18 protein-coding genes and 1 tRNA gene are annotated in these 17297 nt (G+C 36.6%); 13 read left to right on the top strand and 6 right to left on the bottom strand.

Going from position 1 to position 17297, the window contains the following annotated elements; genetic code table 11:
• Window positions 1–2 precede the first annotated feature (2 nt).
• From IEX65_RS05540 to IEX65_RS05520, 5 genes are all read left to right on the top strand, one after another.
• Window positions 3–1097, top strand: coding sequence for an N-acetyltransferase DgcN family protein (locus IEX65_RS05540; protein WP_229250538.1), 1095 nt, complete (start codon window positions 3–5; stop codon window positions 1095–1097).
• 2 nt (window positions 1098–1099) lie between these two features.
• Window positions 1100–2170 carry a mandelate racemase/muconate lactonizing enzyme family protein gene (locus IEX65_RS05535; protein WP_188765030.1) on the top strand — a complete coding sequence of 357 codons (1071 nt, stop codon included), beginning with the start codon at window positions 1100–1102 and terminating at the stop codon, window positions 2168–2170.
• 46 nt (window positions 2171–2216) lie between these two features.
• Window positions 2217–3599, top strand: coding sequence for an APC family permease (locus IEX65_RS05530; protein WP_188765029.1), 1383 nt, complete (start codon window positions 2217–2219; stop codon window positions 3597–3599).
• A gap of 191 nt (window positions 3600–3790) precedes the next feature.
• On the top strand, window positions 3791–5446 hold the full coding sequence (locus IEX65_RS05525; RefSeq protein WP_188765028.1) for a tetratricopeptide repeat protein: 1656 nt from the start codon (window positions 3791–3793) through the stop codon (window positions 5444–5446).
• A 208-nt stretch (window positions 5447–5654) separates the two neighbouring features.
• Window positions 5655–6710: a hypothetical protein gene (locus IEX65_RS05520; protein WP_188765027.1), complete on the top strand. Its 1056-nt coding sequence runs from the start codon at window positions 5655–5657 to the stop codon at window positions 6708–6710.
• A gap of 131 nt (window positions 6711–6841) precedes the next feature.
• Here IEX65_RS05520 and IEX65_RS05515 read toward each other — a convergent pair whose 3' ends face one another.
• The gene (locus tag IEX65_RS05515; RefSeq protein ID WP_188765026.1) at window positions 6842–8056 is read right to left on the bottom strand and encodes an NADH-quinone oxidoreductase subunit D; all 1215 of its coding nucleotides are present in this window, start codon (window positions 8054–8056) and stop codon (window positions 6842–6844) included.
• Between the two features lie 74 nt (window positions 8057–8130).
• The gene (locus IEX65_RS05510) at window positions 8131–9003 is read right to left on the bottom strand and encodes a phosphodiester glycosidase family protein (protein WP_188765025.1); all 873 of its coding nucleotides are present in this window, start codon (window positions 9001–9003) and stop codon (window positions 8131–8133) included.
• Window positions 9004–9033: 30 nt separating this feature from the next.
• On the opposite strand from IEX65_RS05510, the gene IEX65_RS05505 reads away from it, so the two are divergent.
• The gene (locus tag IEX65_RS05505; protein ID WP_188765024.1) at window positions 9034–9612 is read left to right on the top strand and encodes a DNA-3-methyladenine glycosylase; all 579 of its coding nucleotides are present in this window, start codon (window positions 9034–9036) and stop codon (window positions 9610–9612) included.
• 67 nt (window positions 9613–9679) lie between these two features.
• On the opposite strand, the gene tgt is transcribed toward IEX65_RS05505, so the two are convergent.
• On the bottom strand, window positions 9680–10810 hold the full coding sequence (gene tgt / locus IEX65_RS05500) for a tRNA guanosine(34) transglycosylase Tgt (RefSeq protein WP_188765023.1): 1131 nt from the start codon (window positions 10808–10810) through the stop codon (window positions 9680–9682).
• A 126-nt stretch (window positions 10811–10936) separates the two neighbouring features.
• On the opposite strand from tgt, the gene IEX65_RS05495 reads away from it, so the two are divergent.
• The 7 genes from IEX65_RS05495 (at window position 10937) to IEX65_RS28220 (ending at window position 14872) form a co-directional block, all read left to right on the top strand.
• Entirely contained in the window at window positions 10937–12151 is a 1215-nt protein-coding gene (locus IEX65_RS05495) for a glycosyltransferase (protein WP_188765022.1), read from the top strand.
• A 15-nt stretch (window positions 12152–12166) separates the two neighbouring features.
• Window positions 12167–12796: a 16S rRNA (guanine(527)-N(7))-methyltransferase RsmG gene (gene rsmG, locus IEX65_RS05490; protein ID WP_188765021.1), complete on the top strand. Its 630-nt coding sequence runs from the start codon at window positions 12167–12169 to the stop codon at window positions 12794–12796.
• Window positions 12797–12822: 26 nt separating this feature from the next.
• Entirely contained in the window at window positions 12823–13107 is a 285-nt protein-coding gene (locus IEX65_RS05485; protein ID WP_188765020.1) for a hypothetical protein, read from the top strand.
• 141 nt (window positions 13108–13248) lie between these two features.
• Window positions 13249–13322, top strand: a tRNA-Asn gene (locus tag IEX65_RS05480).
• 213 nt (window positions 13323–13535) lie between these two features.
• Window positions 13536–13880: an ISAon1 family transposase N-terminal region protein gene (locus tag IEX65_RS05475; RefSeq protein ID WP_188765019.1), complete on the top strand. Its 345-nt coding sequence runs from the start codon at window positions 13536–13538 to the stop codon at window positions 13878–13880.
• Window positions 13881–13902: 22 nt separating this feature from the next.
• Entirely contained in the window at window positions 13903–14532 is a 630-nt protein-coding gene (locus IEX65_RS28225; protein WP_374757852.1) for an ISAon1 family transposase, read from the top strand.
• Window positions 14525–14872: a transposase gene (locus IEX65_RS28220; RefSeq protein WP_374757851.1), complete on the top strand. Its 348-nt coding sequence runs from the start codon at window positions 14525–14527 to the stop codon at window positions 14870–14872. Before IEX65_RS28225 ends, IEX65_RS28220 begins: the two co-directional genes overlap by 8 nt.
• An 83-nt stretch (window positions 14873–14955) precedes the next feature.
• Here IEX65_RS28220 and IEX65_RS05465 read toward each other — a convergent pair whose 3' ends face one another.
• From IEX65_RS05465 to IEX65_RS05455, 3 genes are all read right to left on the bottom strand, one after another.
• On the bottom strand, window positions 14956–15369 hold the full coding sequence (locus IEX65_RS05465) for a hypothetical protein (protein WP_188765018.1): 414 nt from the start codon (window positions 15367–15369) through the stop codon (window positions 14956–14958).
• 93 nt (window positions 15370–15462) lie between these two features.
• The gene (locus tag IEX65_RS05460; protein WP_188765017.1) at window positions 15463–15903 is read right to left on the bottom strand and encodes a hypothetical protein; all 441 of its coding nucleotides are present in this window, start codon (window positions 15901–15903) and stop codon (window positions 15463–15465) included.
• On the bottom strand, window positions 15903–17297 hold the full coding sequence (locus IEX65_RS05455; protein WP_188765016.1) for a hypothetical protein: 1395 nt from the start codon (window positions 17295–17297) through the stop codon (window positions 15903–15905). Before IEX65_RS05455 ends, IEX65_RS05460 begins: the two co-directional genes overlap by 1 nt.

The raw sequence follows: 17297 nt of genomic DNA, 5'->3' as shown, positions 1-17297 counted from the left end.
TCATGGAAAATCAAATTCAAACAACTAATGCACAGTCTGCCCCCATTGGGGGTTTGGGGGCCGCAGTTATTCTTACCAATGGTTTATTGCAAAAAAGTGATGCCAAAACTGCCCACGGACTAATCAGAGGCACAGAACGCTACGAGATTATTGGTGTGATAGATTCGGCAGAAACAGCAGGAAAAGATGCGGGTGAGGTGCTTGACGGAAAACATAGAAATATTCCAGTTTTTGATTCGCTCGACTCCGCAATAAACAATTTACAATCAATTGATTATCTAATTATAGGCGTTGCCACAATTGGTGGCGTTTTACCGCCAACCATGCTCGATATCATTAAAATAGCTATCGAAAATGGTATTTCGATTGTCAATGGTCTGCATGAATATTTATCCGAAAAACCAGAAATCCTTGCTTTGGCTGAGGCAAACAATGTAGAATTAATAGATATTAGAAAGCCAAAAAGTAGAAAAGATTTACATTTTTGGACAGGCGAAGTAAGAGATGTCAAAGCTAAAATAATTGCCGTGATTGGTATGGATTGTGCGATGGGCAAACGCACAACTGCCCGAATGCTTAGCCAATCCTGCGAACGAAACGGTTTGAACGGGCAAATGATTTTTACTGGTCAAACTGGTTGGTTACAGGGCGGAAAATATGGTTTTATATTCGATTCTACCCTCAATGATTTTGTTTCGGGCGAATTAGAGAAAGCTATCGTAAGTTGCTGGAAAGATACTCACGCTGATTTTATATTTCTTGAAGGACAATCTTCATTACGCAATCCCAGTGGCCCGTGCGGACTTGAGTTTTTAATTTCGGGAAATGCTAAACACGTAGTTTTATTGCACGCACCCAAACGCAAATACTTTGATGATGACCCACACTGGGGAGAGATTCCGAGTGTAGAATCGGAGATTGAAATCATCGAAAAACTCGGTTCAAAAGTGATTGCGGTAGCACTTAACACCGAAAAATGCACTGATGAGGAAGCCTTTGAATATCAAGCATTTTATGAGAAAAAGCTCCAATTGCCAGTGCTTTTACCTATACAAGAAGGTGTAGAAAAACTGATTCCGACACTCATTGCTTTATAACCATGAAAATAAAATCAATTACACCTTATCTAAAAAAACTGGCTTTAACCAAGCCTTATACGATTGCATACAGTACTTTTTATGATGTAGAGTTAGTTTTTCTGGAAATCGAACTTGAAAATGGCATCGTAGGTTTAGGTTCGGCCAGCCCAGCCGAAGAAGTAATTGGTGAAAATTCTCAGCAAACCTTACAAAACTTGCAATCTGATTTTGTACAAAGTTTTGTTGGGCGAGATATTCGATATTTCCGACAAATTATTTTTGAAACCCATCAACATTTTCCATTGCTGGCTGGTACACAAGCGGCCATCGACTTGGCACTGCATGATGCTTTTGGGAAGTTTTTAGATATTCCAATCATTGATTTTTATGGACAAAAAATAAAGTTTCTACCCACTTCGGTAACAATCGGCATTATGGGTGTGAATGAAACCCTTGAAGAAGCTAAAAATTATGCTCAATTAGGTTTCAAGGTAATAAAAGTAAAGACAGGAATTGACGTTGACGAAGACATTGAAAGAATTATTCGTCTGCACGAAATTTATAAAAATAATCTAAAAATTAGAGTCGATGCCAATCAGGGTTATACTTTAGAACAATTAAAAAAATTTCTGACCGAAACCACAAAAACTAACTTAGAATTAATCGAACAACCACTAAAAGTTGGTAAAGAATCAGAGTTATTCGCACTCAGTTCGTACGAGTGTAGATTACTTGCTGCCGATGAATCTTTAAAAAATGCAAAATCTGCTTTGGCATTTAGTGCTATTCATCAGCCTTTCGGTATCTTTAATATCAAGTTAATGAAATGTGGTGGTATTTTGGGAGCATTAGAAATTGCCAATATAGCCCAACAAGCCAATATTGATTTATTTTGGGGTTGCAATGATGAAAGTATTGCCAGTATAACTGCCGCTCTTCATGTGGCATATTCGTGCAAAAACACTCGCTACCTCGACCTTGATGGTAGTTTCGATTTGGCTGAAGATTTAGTTACTGTTGGTTTTACTTTGGAAAATGGTTTTCTTAAAATAAATCAGAAAGCGGGTTTTGGATATGAGAAAATTGCGTAATTTTTATTTTTAACAAACCTCTCGCAAGTTGGAAACTTGCTCTACTATGTCGAAACTAACACCTAAAATTAGATTACAAGCCGCTACTATCTTAGTAGTGAGTGTAATTGTTGGCTCTGGGGTATTCAAAAAAATCGCTCCAATGTCGGCCGAATTAGGTTCACCAATTTTGGTGATTTTATGTTGGGTTTTGGCAGGAATCATCAGTTTAGCAGGAGCATTATCAACTGCTGAAATGGCGAGTATGTATCCTGATTCTGGTGGTGAATATGCCTATTTTCAGAAGATTTATGGTAGATTTTTCGCTTTTCTGTATGGTTGGGGGAACTTTACGGTTATGAAAACCGCCTCAATTGCGGCTCTGGCTTATATTTTTGCACAATCATTCAATAGCCTTGTTCCACTCGCTGATTTTAATCTTAGTTTTATCGTTTTGGGCGTAAATATTCTTGATAATTTTTCTATCAAAATACTGGCGTCGAGCTTGGTAATTTTACTGAGTCTGCTCAATTATCGAGGAATTACGGTAGCCGAGAGTTTGAGTAGTGTACTTACTTATCTGATGTTTGGGGCGGTTTTACTACTAATTACCTTTGGGTTGAGTTCTTCACACGGAAGTTTTGAAAATCTCACACAAAAAAGTAGTCATTTCAATAATGGCTCGCTCGAAGGTTGGGGCTTAGCAAAAGCTATGATGTTGGCAAGTCTTGGGGCTTTTTGGGGTTATGAAGGCTGGAATCATATCGGTTATATTGGCGAAGAAGTCAAAAATCCGCAACGAAACTTGCCTTTCGCTTTGGGTTTTGGAACAGGAATCGTGATTTTGATTTACGTATTGCTCAACATCGTTTTCGTTTATATTCTACCAATAGATTACTTCATTCAACTCAATGAAACACCTAATAAAATAGCCGCAATTGAAGTTGCAAATCAAATTCTTGGCAAAATCGGGGTGCTTTTTGTAGGTTGTTTGATACTTGTAACAACGCTGAATGCCACAAACAGCTCAATTATGATGTCAGCACGTATATTCTACGCCATGTCGAGAGATGGTTTATTTTTCAAAGAAGCATCTTCCATTCACCCGAAATTTCAAACACCCGACTTTTCACTTTTTATACAAGCAATATGGTCAATACTTTTAATATGGTCTGGCAGTTTCGACCAACTGACTGATATGCTTGTATTCGCATCGTTTATTTATTACGGAAGTACAGCTTTGGGAGTAATTATTCTTAGAATCAAAAGTCCAAACATCGAAAGGAAGTACAAAGTAGTTGGTTACCCGTTTGTACCCGCATTTTTTGTAGTTTTCTGCATATCTCTACTTATCATCACCATCTACAATCAACCCAATGAAGCCTTAATGGGCTTGGGTTTGATTGCGACTGGCATTCCTTTTTATATTTTTTGGAGGAAAAAAGAGTAGTTTTTGGCATTACTATTAAAATGTTCTTGTGCCTCTAAATTTCTTGAGATAATCTTTCTAAGGTATTGCCACCAAATCGTAAATTTTATTATATTTACAAAAATACAAAACTGCATCTGAGCTACTCCACTTTAACAACCTCCATAAATTTGCCATAGTTAGAATGAAAGTATTTTTGATAGTATAATAAGATGACCAATTTGCTGAAAGCCCTTTACATTATAAGTTTTTTTATAGCCACTATTTTTGAAACAAATGCCCAAATATCACTTTCACCTGCTGATAAATTAATTGATGCTACCCTTAATAGCTATCATAGAGATAGTGAAAAAACGATTTATCCCAAAATTTTAGATAGTTTACAAAGGGTATCAGATAATTTGAAAGATGCTCGGGCATCAGAGTATTTGCAATTAGTAAAAGCACAACATTTATTTGAAACCGCTAAGACGTTAGCAGCGAAAGATAAATACCTCAGTCAACTTCGCAGAATTTTTAATGAAACCGAATTCGCAGAAATAAAAGGTTTCTATTACATTCTTCGAGGGCAATTTGCTTTTGGAGAAAAAGAGTTTGCCGAAAGTCTGCCTTTTTATTTGCAAGCAAAAAGCCTTTTAGAAGAAGCCTCCTACGATAGTCTGCCTTATGCTACCTATTTTTATAATCATTTTTTTGATGTTTATTATTATTTTGAAGATTTCAAAACCGCTGCCGAATTTTGCGAAAAAGCCCTAAAAAAGCCTGATTTAGATTTATATTCACACTATGGTTATTATAATAATTTGGGGTTATGCTATATAAAACTCAAAGAATACAAAAAAGCAGAAAAAGCTTTTAAAAATGGGATACTTGCCAGTCGAAAAAGGAATTACAAGAATTTTGAAGCACTGGTACTTGGAAATTTAGGTAATCTTCATCGTTTGCAAGGTCAATACAAGGAAGCACTCCCGCCTCTTTATGCCGACGCTCAGATAAATGACAAATTTATTCCAGAAAATGCTGTAATCTCTCGTTTATATATTGCTCAATGTCTTATAATGACCGATTCGGTGGACAAAGCTAAGCAATTTATTGCTCCACCAAAATTCAAAATGCCTGTTTGGTCATACCCAAACTATGACTTAATAAAATTTGAAACTCTGGCGATGTATTACGATAAGGTTAGAGATTTTAGACAGGGAGGCATGTACAAAGATTCTTTGCTGAATTTGAAGGAAACTCTGAAAGTCAAGCTTGATTCTAAAAAATTGATAGTAATGGAGAGTAATCTAAAGATTGAACATGAAAGAAAGGCTTTTGAGTATAAAAGCCATATCCGAAGTTTACTCTTTACCCTACTTTTGGTACTTTTTGGAGTTGTTGTTTCATTGATGAACAAAAAACGCAAACAAAACCAACAAAAACTCTCTGACTCTTTGGAAAAAGCCAAAATTGAAATGGAGTCTTATTTACGAGTGATTAAAGAAAAAAACGAGCAAATTGAAAGAATAAGCAGGGAGCTCGAAAAAAGTAATGAAGAAAACAGCTCAATGGGAATTGATGAAAAAAATATTTATTTAGCTGAATTACATCAAAGTGTTATCTTAACCAAAGATGATTGGGACGAGTTCAAAGTACTGTTTGAGCAGTTATATCCTAATTTCTTCAAAGACATTTCTGGAAAATATCCAGACCTAACCTCTTCAGAAATAAGACTTTTAGCTCTTGAAAAACTCAATTTATCAAGTAAAGTCATGGGTAATATGCTTGGTATTTTACCAGCCTCTATTCGCAAAACTCGATACCGGTTACGTCGCAAATACCCAGACTTAACGTTATCCCAGATTGCTGATGAAAATGATTTTTAATACATTTTCTGTTTCATTTGAGCCTTTCTAAAAAATTGTCCACGCTATTTTAGCCTTTTGTCTATGCTGTAAAATAGGTTTTATTTATACACAAAGGTTTATTTGTAATGTCTATTAATCTCCAAATTTTGAGGTACTTATAATACTTTTCTGATGTATCGAATATTCCATTAATAGATTGATTTTCAAACAAATAAACCTTATTTTCATGAGAAAACTAATATTTACAGCCTTAACTATTTTGATTTTTCATTCCTTGAAAGCTCAACAATCTGTTACGATTACACCAGGTGGACGAATACAGTATGGAAGTAACATAGCCAATAAAAAATTAGTGTTATGGGGAGAAAAAAATAATGACCATCAATTTTTTGGTTTGGGTATAAACGGAGCTATGCTAAGGTACCAGACTGATACAACTTGGTCAGACCATGTGTTTTTTTCTGGGATAAACTCAACCTCTTCACGAGAATTATTCAGAATTAAAGGGAACGGTAATATCGGCATTGGAACTTCATCCCCGAATGCACCATTGCAGTTTTCAAATAATTGGGAAAACAGAAAAATTGTTTTGTATGAAGGTGGTAACAACAATCACCAATATTATGGTTTTGGCATCAATGGGGGTGTTCTCCGCTACCAAACAGATGCTCCATGGGGCGACCACGTTTTTTACTCTGCAATAAATGAAAATTCTTCTAAAGAGCTTTTCAGAATAGCAGGAAGTGGTAGAGTTTCTATAGATTTTGCCGAAAGCAATAGTGGCAATCTCACTTCAAATGCTTTAATCTTCGGAGGTTCTACATCGGGTGAAGGTATTTCTTCTAAACGAACATTGAATGGAAACCGTTGGGGATTAGATTTTTATACAAACGGGACCAGCCGCCTAAGCATCACCAATAGTGGAAATGTGGGCATAAGTACAACCGCACCAACAACAGACTTAGAGGTAAATGGTTTTACTAAACTGGGGTCTGATGCCCCTGCTATCAAACACAAATTATTAACAGGGAATACCGCAACTACCGAAGGCGGACTTGTTAGTCAAGCTCATGGGCTATCAGATGCCAAAATAGTGAGTGTAACAGTTTTAGTTGTATCTCTTTCGGCAAGTCAGACACATGTTCCCCCAAGTTATCCTGTGGCTGGGCTTCAGTACAGTTTTTTTGTTGAAAACGGTAGTGTTTACATCCGTAATACAGCCGCCAGTAGCTCTGTTATTTTGAATAAACCGTATAAAGTATTTATTACTTATCAAGAGTAAAAATTCGCTGAAATATTATATATTTTAGCAACTAACAATCTTTATGTTTCGTAATCCCAAATAGTAACTCAAAACAATGAAAAGGGTAGTTGATGTTTATTTTCTACCTTTTTCAAGTTTTGTTTTAAACTTTATCTATCCACCTCCCCCATCACCACATCAAGCGAGCCAATAACTGCCACTAAATCAGCTATCATTCCACCACGAGATAATTCGGGTAAAACTGACAAATTATTAAACGAACAAGCACGGGCTTTGACTCTCGTTGGAATATCCGAACGGCCATCGGTACGGAAAAAGAAACCCAGTTCTCCTTTCGGATTTTCAGCACGACAATAAAAATCCATCTTCGGTGGACGGATTTTCTTAGGAACGAGTGCTTGTGGGTCGAAATCAGTGGTTCGTTTATGTTCTTTCGTCAGTTTTTCCAGACATTGCTCAATTATTTTCACTGATTCCCAACATTCTAGCACCCGCACATTATTTCTATCCCAACAATCCCCCACTTTTCCCATTTCACCTTTCCCGACTGGAATGTCAAAATCAATTTCACCATAAACAGAATAAGAGTCAACCTTGCGTAAATCCCATTTTAGTCCCGAACCACGCAAAACTGGCCCCGTACAACCATAATTAATGGCCATTGGCAAAGGCAAAACACCAATATTTGCCGTACGATTGATAAAAATATGATTTTCGATAACAAGCTGTTGTAATTCAACGAGTTTTGGCTTCAAATAATCAATAAATTCTCGGCAACGCTCTTCAAAACCAACTGGCAAATCATAAAACAAGCCCCCTACCCAAACATAATTATAGAGCATTCTGGCACCACAAAGCCATTCGAGCATACGCATAATGTGTTCACGGTCACGGAAAATCCAAAGAAACGGCGTTGCTGCACCAATATCAAGTGCATAAGTACCGATTGCAATAAAATGAGAAGCCAAACGGTTTAATTCAGCCACCAAAACTCTAATATATTCAACTCTTTTAGGCAAATCTTTGTCGATTCCGAGCATTTTTTCAATCCCCATCACATACGCCAGCTCAGAATTCATGGCCGCCACGTAATCCATTCTATCAACGTAAGGAATAATTTGATTGAATGGCAAGCTTTCGGCGTGCTTTTCGAAACATCGGTGCAAATAGCCTAAATGAGATACAACATCAACTACAATTTCGCCATCAGTAAGCACTTCCAAACGCAAAACACCATGCGTAGATGGGTGTTGTGGACCAAGATTCAGTACCATTTCTTCCGAATATAAATCTTCGGGTTTGTACTTATTCGGTTCTGAAATAGTCAGGTTTTCGGGGCGATATTTATATTGTACTTGTTGCATTTTTGAGACATGAGAAGTAAGACAAGAGACAAGAGATTTGAGAGGCCATAATCTCTTGTCTAAAATCCAATATCTTATTTTATATAAAAAATATTACTCACAGGACGTTCGCCTGCGTGGTCGAACAATTTATTATCTGATGGATAATTCACCACACCACCTTCGGGTTGGCCTTTGATATACATTGTTGTTGAGCCTCCACCGTCAAAATTAATAGCATCTTTACAATTCAGAGCCTTTGCCAATGTACTTAACTCAGCCAAAGTCATACCAAAAGACTCAGCAGAACGTCCATCTACCGAAATCAACAACAATTTTTTATCATTTGTTACACAAGCACACGTACGAGGGTGACGATTATCATTGAAAGGCGTTTTGGCCAACTCTTCCATTCCGCCATTATACATTAACAAAGGTCCAGTCAATAAAACATTTTCTTGCGTTAGGTTTTTCTCCCAACCCGCTTTTTGTTCTCCTTTTATGATGCTTACCTTATTATTTTCGATAATTACACCCGAAATAGAATGAAAAGGCAGACGAGCAACATTTGATAGTCGAGTTGTGTCTATTACGGTTCCTCCAATTTTCAAAAAATCAACTGCACCACCATTTTTCATATCAAAAAAACCTGCATTTACGGCGGCGCTTGCTCCTAAATCGGCTGCGATTTTACTTGTTTTTTGTAATGAACGCTTGATTTGTGGGTCGGTTTTCATCGAATCGACGGTTGCGAAACCAAACTTTACTTTTTTATTATTGAGCGAAATCTCCAAAATATTGATGGACTGATTGGCACTAAAAAGCTCTTTTTGCTTAAAATGTATTCGTTTCCAATAAAACTTTTTTCCCAACTTCGTAGTTTCCCAGTTAGCATTTTTGATAATTGCAACATCATCTTGTGCCATGCAAAAGTGCGACAAGAGAACAAAAAAGAGGTTTTTTTTCATACAATAACTTAAAGTTTACCAAAAGTACAGATGCAAAATATTCTTCCCAAAGAATTTTATGAAAAACATGATACATTGACTTTATCTAAGCTACTTTTGGGCTGTACTTTGGTACATGAAAGCCCAGAAGGACGTACAGCAGGAATCATTGTAGAAACCGAAGGATACCTTCAAGGCGACCCAGCCTGCCATGCTTATCGGAAAAAATCAACTCGTAATGCACCCATGTTTGAAAGACCAGGAACGTGCTATGTGTATCTGATTTATGGAATGCACTATTGTGTAAATATTTCGAGCGGAGCAAAAGATATTGGCGAAGCCGTGCTAATTCGGGCCTTAGAACCCACAGAAGGCATTGAATTGATGCAAAAACGCCGAAAAACCAATGATTTAAAGAACCTATGCAGCGGCCCAGCTAAATTGGTTCAAGCAATGGGTATTACGCTTGATTTTAATTTTCTAACACTCGATTCAGAAGAATTTCATTGTCTTGCATCAACCAATAATGATTTTTCAATCGTTACCACTACCCGAATCGGCATTACACAAGGAGCAGATTTGCCTTATCGGTTTTATATTGAGGGGAATAAGTTTGTGAGTAGGAAGTGAATAGACATTTTTTAAGGAAGTCTTCGCTGGGCGACATTCGCTTTGAGCGAAGACTTCCTCTTTTTATCTATAACCTTTGCATTACTTGCTTCACCATTGCGTTTTTCCAAGTCAAGAAATCACCTGCCAAAATATGTTCACGGGCTTGCCCGACGAGCCACAAATAGAAAGTCAGATTATGCACACTGGCAATTTGAGCTGACAAAATCTCATCGCATTTTACTAAATGACGCAAATAGGCTTTTGAATAAAACGTACTCACATAACCGCCGAGTGCTTCATCAATCGCTGTAAAATCATCTTTCCATTTCTCATTTCTGATATTGATAATACCTTGCGTTGTAAATAGCATTCCGTTTCGGGCATTTCGAGTTGGCATTACGCAGTCGAACATATCAATTCCGAGAGCAATTCCCTCCAAAATATTCTCTGGCGTACCGACACCCATCAAATAACGAGGTTTATCTTTCGGCAAAATATCATTGACATAATCAATGGTTTCGTACATTTTTTCGGCAGGCTCTCCTACCGCTAAGCCTCCAATAGCATTTCCCTCACGGTTTTGTTCCGCAATAAATTCTGCCGATTGAATACGTAAATCTTTATAAACGCTTCCTTGTACAATCGGAAACAACGCTTGCGAATAACCATATTTGCCTTCGGTAGAATCAAAACGGTCGATGCAGCGTTTTAGCCAACGGTGGGTCATCTCCATTGATTTCTTAGCATAATTATAATCGCACGGATACGGAGCACATTCATCAAATGCCATGATAATATCCGCTCCGATAGTTCGCTGAGTATCCATAACATTTTCGGGCGTAAACAAATGTCTCGACCCATCAATGTGCGACTGAAACTTCACGCCTTCTTCCGAAATTTTACGAATATCTTTCAGTGAAAACACCTGGTAACCACCAGAATCGGTCAGGATTGGCCCACTCCAACCATTAAATTTATGAAGTCCGCCTGCACGCTCAAGTATATCCAAACCTGGGCGTAAATATAAATGATAAGTATTTCCTAAGATAATTTGAGCTTTAATATCATTAGCCAACTCTCGTTGATGCACTGCTTTTACGGTTGCAGCTGTTCCAACTGGCATAAAAATCGGCGTTAGAATTTCGCCGTGGTCAGTCGTGATTTTCCCAGCACGGGCCTTCGACTGTGAGTCTGTTTTGTGTAATTCGTATTTCATACAGCAAATTTCACCCTTCATTTTGGCTAATACAAGTATTTATTCACTGATTTTTAGCAATAACTTTCTATTGGTTTCATTGAAGGTTTGTATATTTGCACAAAGTTTCACCTAAACCGCATTTGCATGGTGTTTTGGCACTATTTACTACCGTTCATATTTTTTACTGCTTTAGTTATCCAACTCATTTATATCTTGGGGATTTTTACTCGTTTGCTTTCGCACTACGATAATGAGCCAGATGCCGAACAAAAAAAGAAACCAAGCGTTTCGATTGTTGTAGCAGCGTGGAATGAACTTGAGAATCTGAAGGAACTCCTTCCTCTACTCGAAGCACAAGAATATCCAAATTTTGAAATCATTGTTTCAGATGACCGCTCGGTTGATGGAACTTACGATTATTTACTTTTCAATGAAGGAGGCTACAAAAAGGTAAATTTTGTAAGGATTGAGAGTCTTCCTGCTCACTTTACTGCAAAAAAATACGCAGTAACGATGGGTATAAAGAAAGCTACCAAAGAAATAATCTTGCTGACCGACGCCGATTGTCGCCCAACCAGTCCACACTGGATTGATTATATGGTTGCCCAAATGACCCAAGGCAAAGATATTGTGTTAGGATTTTCGCCTTATGAATATGCCGATAGTCGATTGAATTCATTAATTCGCTATGAAACCTTTCAAACGGCTCTCCAATATTTCTCGTACGCCTTATCAAAAATGCCTTATATGGGTATTGGTAGAAATTTGATGTACCGCCGAGAACTCTTTTGGGTAACAAATGGCTTTGCAAGTCATCATGGGCTTTTGGGTGGAGATGATGATTTATTTGTTAATGAAGCATCAAATCAAGAAAATGTGGCAATCTGTATTGAGCCAGAAGCACACATTATTTCTGTTCCGAAGAAAACATGGAGCGAATGGATAACACAAAAGCGTCGTCACCTTTCAGTAGGTAAACGCTATAAATTACGTGATAAAATCTCATTGGGGCTTTTAGCGGCCAGCCATCTTATCTGTTGGTTTTGGTTTTTACCTGTATTTTTCATTAAACCTGAATGGTTTGAAGCACCAGAGTGGTCACGTATTCCAACTTATCTATTAGATGATTATAACCTACAGGACTTTTATTTATATAATGATTGGATGCGTTTGATTACATTTGTCTTTTTCTTCTGGCTATTTATTCGTTGGATTGTGCTGGCAAAAGCCAATAAAAAACTCAATAATACCGTTAGTTCATGGAAGATTCCGTATTATGATATGTTGTATGCGGGTTATTACTTGATTTTTGGTCTAATTACTTTATTTTCAAATCCCAAGAAAATTAAATGGCGTTAAGCCCGTAAGTTGTATATGTCAGACGTTTCCTTAATTACAAAATATTTTCCAAACCTTACAGAAAAACAATTACACCAGTTTGGGCAGTTGCAAGAACTATATAGTTTTTGGAATTCACAGATTAATGTGGTTTCTCGTCAGGATATTGAAAATCTTTACGAAAAACACGTACTTCACTCGCTTGGTATTTCTAAAGTGATGAAGTTTAAGCCTGGCACGGAAATTTTAGATGTAGGTACTGGTGGTGGATTCCCCGGAATCCCACTGGCAATATTATTTCCAGATTGCCAGTTTCATTTAGTTGATTCAATTGGCAAGAAAATAAAAGTTGTTACAGAAGTCTCACAGGCAATCGGCCTAACCAATTTAACCGCTCAACACGAACGTGCAGAAAACGTAGCAAGTGACTATGACTTCATCGTGAGTCGTGCAGTAACTCGTTTAAAACCATTTTACGGTTGGATTAAAGACAAAGTAACAAAGAATCAATTTAATGACCTTAGAAATGGAATTTTGTATCTAAAAGGCGGAGATTTAACCGAAGAATTGGAAGAATTCGGTGGAAAATACTCGTTATACAACTTATCCGACCACTTTGCCGAAGAATTCTTTGAGACCAAGAAAGTAGTTTATGTACCATTCTAATTTTGACTATTAAATATTTTACAGATATGAACGAAAGATTTTCAGCAAGTACCTTAAAAAATCCCTTATTACCTGACGAGGTTATCTTCAGCGAAAAAGGCGTAACATTTAAAGAACGAAAAGTATTCAGTAGTACCGAAAACTTTGTTTTCTACAACGACATCGCAGGTGTAGAAATCGACTCTGGTATCTTTTTTTCAACTATCAGAATCAAGGCAAGAGCAAGAGAACAAGAAATTTTAATTAGAAACTTTGCCAAGGCCGATGCTCGTAAAGTAAAGGAATTAATTCTCGAACGTGCAAGGCATTGATTATCAATACACTAAAAAAAACTTCAAAAAAAGTTAAAAAATATTTCACTTAGGTATTGACAACAAAAAATAAATCCCTTACCTTTGCATTATGATTTCGGAACGAAGAAATAAAGAACGAAATTATAACCGAAAAAAGTTTCCCGAATAGCTCAGTCGGTTAGAGCATCTGACTGTTAATCAGAGGGTCGCTGGTTCGAGCCCAGCTTCGGGAGCAGAGTTAAAAGCCTTATAATCAACAGATTATGAGGCTTTTTTAATTTATACTCTTTTCGCTAATTGACTACATGCAATACAATATGCAATACACAATTGCATTTGAGTGTAAAATAACATTTTCAAAAATTATATTTTAACAATAAAGGGGTCAATCTGAAAAGTTGGGGGAAAGGTAAAAAATCATTTATCTTGCAGAAAAAATAAATGATTTGGAAACGAACCTACTACAATTCATACTACCCGAAGAATTACAGGAATATTTTGAACTAACCGATGCTCAGAAAACGAGTGATTCTTACACGTTTTATTTATCTGAAAAGAATATTCATCCTAAAGAATATACTGGTCAAAAGCTACAATCTAAGGGTTTCTTTGATGAAGAAACCGTACGAGACTTCCCACTTCGAGGCAAAGCGTGTTATCTAAAAATCAAACGCAGAAAATGGTTGAATGAAGAGACTGGAAAAATAGTTTACCGAAACTGGGAATTAGTAGCAAATGGCACTCGAATGACGAAGGAATTCGCCACTTTTTTAAAAGCAGTACTTAGATAATACCCCTATAAGTTGCAAAATATTGGGAGAAATCTACGGTTTAGATGGTAAAAGACTTCAAGAACAGTATGCCGCACATTTGAGTGATTTTAGTAGTTGGAAAGAGGCAGACCACGCAGAAGATTGGCTATTATTTCCAGAGAATATGGGTGAATATTTGTCAATTGACGAGACAAGTTTATCACAGGGTGAACTCTACACAATTCTCACCAATAAATCTGGTAAAGGTCGCAAGGGAGCTTTGATAGCTATGATAAAAGGTACGGAAAGTGATAAAGTAATTGATATTTTGCTGAAAATGTCAGAATCTGTTAGAAAAAAGGTAAAGGAAGTAACTTTGGATTTAGCACCTACAATGGAAAGAATTGTAAAGAAAAGTTTTCCTAAAGCTAAGATGGTAGCCGATAGATTCCACGTTCAACAGCTCGCCAGCGATGCTGTTCAAAAAATCAGAATTGACCACAGATGGCAAGCTATTGAGCAAGAAAATAAAGAAATGGAACTGGCTAAGGAAGCTAAAGTACCATTTATAGCAGATGTACTTGCTAATGGAGATACTTTGAAGCAGTTATTAGCACGTAGTCGCTATTTACTCTTCAAAAAACAACTGGTTCGGCACTCCGAAAGATTGGTCAGTTTCGCAAGTGCATAGAGCAGAAATCTTATTTCGATTATATCCTGATTTACAACAAGCCTATCAACTTAGCAGAATGCTATCTGATATTTTTACTCATTCAAAAGAAAGAATTGTTGCCTTTAAAAAATTGGCTCTTTGGTACAATGATGTTGAAAAAGCTTGCTTCAAATCGTTCAATACTATTGCCAAAACCATTGAGAATAATTATGAGAAAATTTTGAATTTCTTTGACAATAGAAGTACAAACGCTTCAGCAGAATCTTTCAATGCTAAGATAAAGGCTTTCAGAAACCAGTTTAGAGGGGTACGAAATGTCAACTTTTTCCTGTTTAGGCTTTCAAAAATTTATGCCTAATCCCCCAACTTTTCAGATTGACCCCAATAAAGCCTGACAATCTACAATATGATTATCAGGCTTTATTGTTTTTGATATGCAATTTAAAACTTCAAAGCATCAATGATTCGCCGAACTTCTGAAACATCCCACGCTGAAATTGATTTGCTTCTGACTTGGTAATTCCCTACTGTCATACCAGCTTTTTCAAAGATAAAGCTGAATCGAATACCATTTTCTTGAATGATGGGCAAAATATCATTGACTATTAAAATATAGTTTTTAGCTACTTCCTTCTGCTTTTCATTGCCAAGTAATTCCATTAATTTATTGACTTCTTCATATTTCCAATCTCGGCGACCGTGTTTTTTATTGCTTAGTGCCGAAAACGAAATATCAATCTTACTCGCAATTTCATGTATTGTATCATCAGCATTGTCTAAAAACTGGGGGAGTTCAGCAATGATTTGGGCGTAATTATCAATCGTTTCTAAATATGCTTGCTTGTTTCGTTCCATTTCTATTTTGTGTATTAAAATATATTTACAGCGTATTTTTCAATTACACAAATCTATTACTTAATTTGAAAATAGAAAAGCAAGACGTATCATTTATTTTCTTTCTAAATCATCCATATTTTGCCACTTTAAACGCCAAACATTTTTGTCATACACAAGTTTTACTACGACAGTATCCATTAATCTATTCTCAAAAATGAACAGAATTTTCTCTTCTACTTCGACCTTACGTCCAGAAGCATCTTTTTTAAGTTCCTGTTCTTCCAGATTCTTAAAACTTATAACAGTTCCTTTCTTAGTCATTTTTGCAGTACTGTAAATGAGCATCGCACCGAAAATATCTTTTTGAGTAATGTTATCTTGAAGATACCCTTTACGATACAAATTGTATTTTGCCGTATCGCCTTTGATACCTTCATTGCCTAACTGACAATAAGCAATTGCTACTTTTTGAGGATTAGTGGAAAGATGGTTACTTGAATTTTGACAAGATGAGAAACAAGCAATTAGCCCTATAAAAATGAATTTCTGCATCAGATTTTAATGTTAGAAAGTGTATTTCTAAACATTTGTGCTGACCAAATACCGTCCAAGCGTTTTTGTGTTTCGGTACGGTCTAAGGCTTCCAACATCAACTTATCGCCTTTTTCTCGTAGCTCTTGGGCTTTGGTCAGTAAATCAATGCTTGCTTTATTGAGCAGTATTCGTTCGCCAGTGTTCATTCGTAGTCCCGCTGACATTCCTGATAAGTTACCGATGGGACTTGCATCAAAACTATTAGCCAAAGATGAATAATCATCACTTTTTGCAGCGAAGGCATTTTTAATAATATTATTATAAATCTCATTTTGAATGGCATTGGCTTCGTTTTGTTTCAAAGTTGTTAATCTTTGTTTCATAATTTCGTCCAAATAATCTTGTGGTGTTTTGGGACCTCCTTTGAATAATGCCCCAATTGCCCCAAAAGGATTAGACATAAAATCATTAAAAGCATTGCCCAGTGTCGTTTTTAGATTAGGATTATCTTTTAGAAATGCATCTAATGCTTGTTCTTTTGCCCCAAAACTTAAATCTTTCGTAATTAATGTGCCGTTAGCATCATAAACATTGCCTACCGCATCCATGACATAATTTTTCCCATTGACAGTCATTGTTCCCGATGAAAAGGAAGGCATTGAAATTCCCTCCGAAGAAAACAAATCTCCAAATAAATCTCCGCCCAAATCGCTACCTATATCGCCAAATACGCCTTGATTACTCAATCGAAAAGCCGTGCCATTGTTTCGGCTTTTTACACCATCATTAATTGCCATCGCTTTGTTTTCTAATTCTTCGGCCATTTGATAGTAAGTCATGGCTTGCTGCATTTTCTTTTTTTGCAGAGCAGTTTGTAGAGCATATTGGCGACTCATAAAGGATTTTTGACTACTCAAAAAATTACTGAATGACTGAACACCATTTTTGTTATCAATGGTTGTTCCCTTCATTACAAGGTCGTATAAAGTTGAACCACTTTTATCGGAATAGTTTTTACCATCCATATAGGGTGTTAAATCTGAGATTTTAAAATTGGTATTCAAGTTAGAGGTAAAAGAACCTTTTAAAGCACTATTCAACTTCATGATGGCGGTGGCATCGTTGTACATCATTGAATGGTAAGCCAGTTTCAGATACTCATCGGGGCTTCGCAGGAGGTCTTCAATTTTTGAACCTGTTTCCAAAATACCAGTAGTATTAGCCTTTGTTGCAGCACCTTGTTTAGTTACACTTTTTAATTGTGCAATCTGAGTTTTGGCTTTATCTACCAAATTTTTTAACTGAATTAATCGCTCTATTGCTGTTGGGTCAATAGATACTTGGGCTTGAACGTCAAGATTCATGCACAACAAACAACTTAGGCGGAATGCCACCCGTAATAGTTTTTTCAT

This window comes from Emticicia aquatilis (genome assembly GCF_014644295.1).
Taxonomy (GTDB): domain Bacteria; phylum Bacteroidota; class Bacteroidia; order Cytophagales; family Spirosomataceae; genus Emticicia; species Emticicia aquatilis.
The sequence above is the reverse complement of the archived record's forward strand: the minus strand, read 5'-3'. Positions and strand labels throughout refer to the sequence as shown.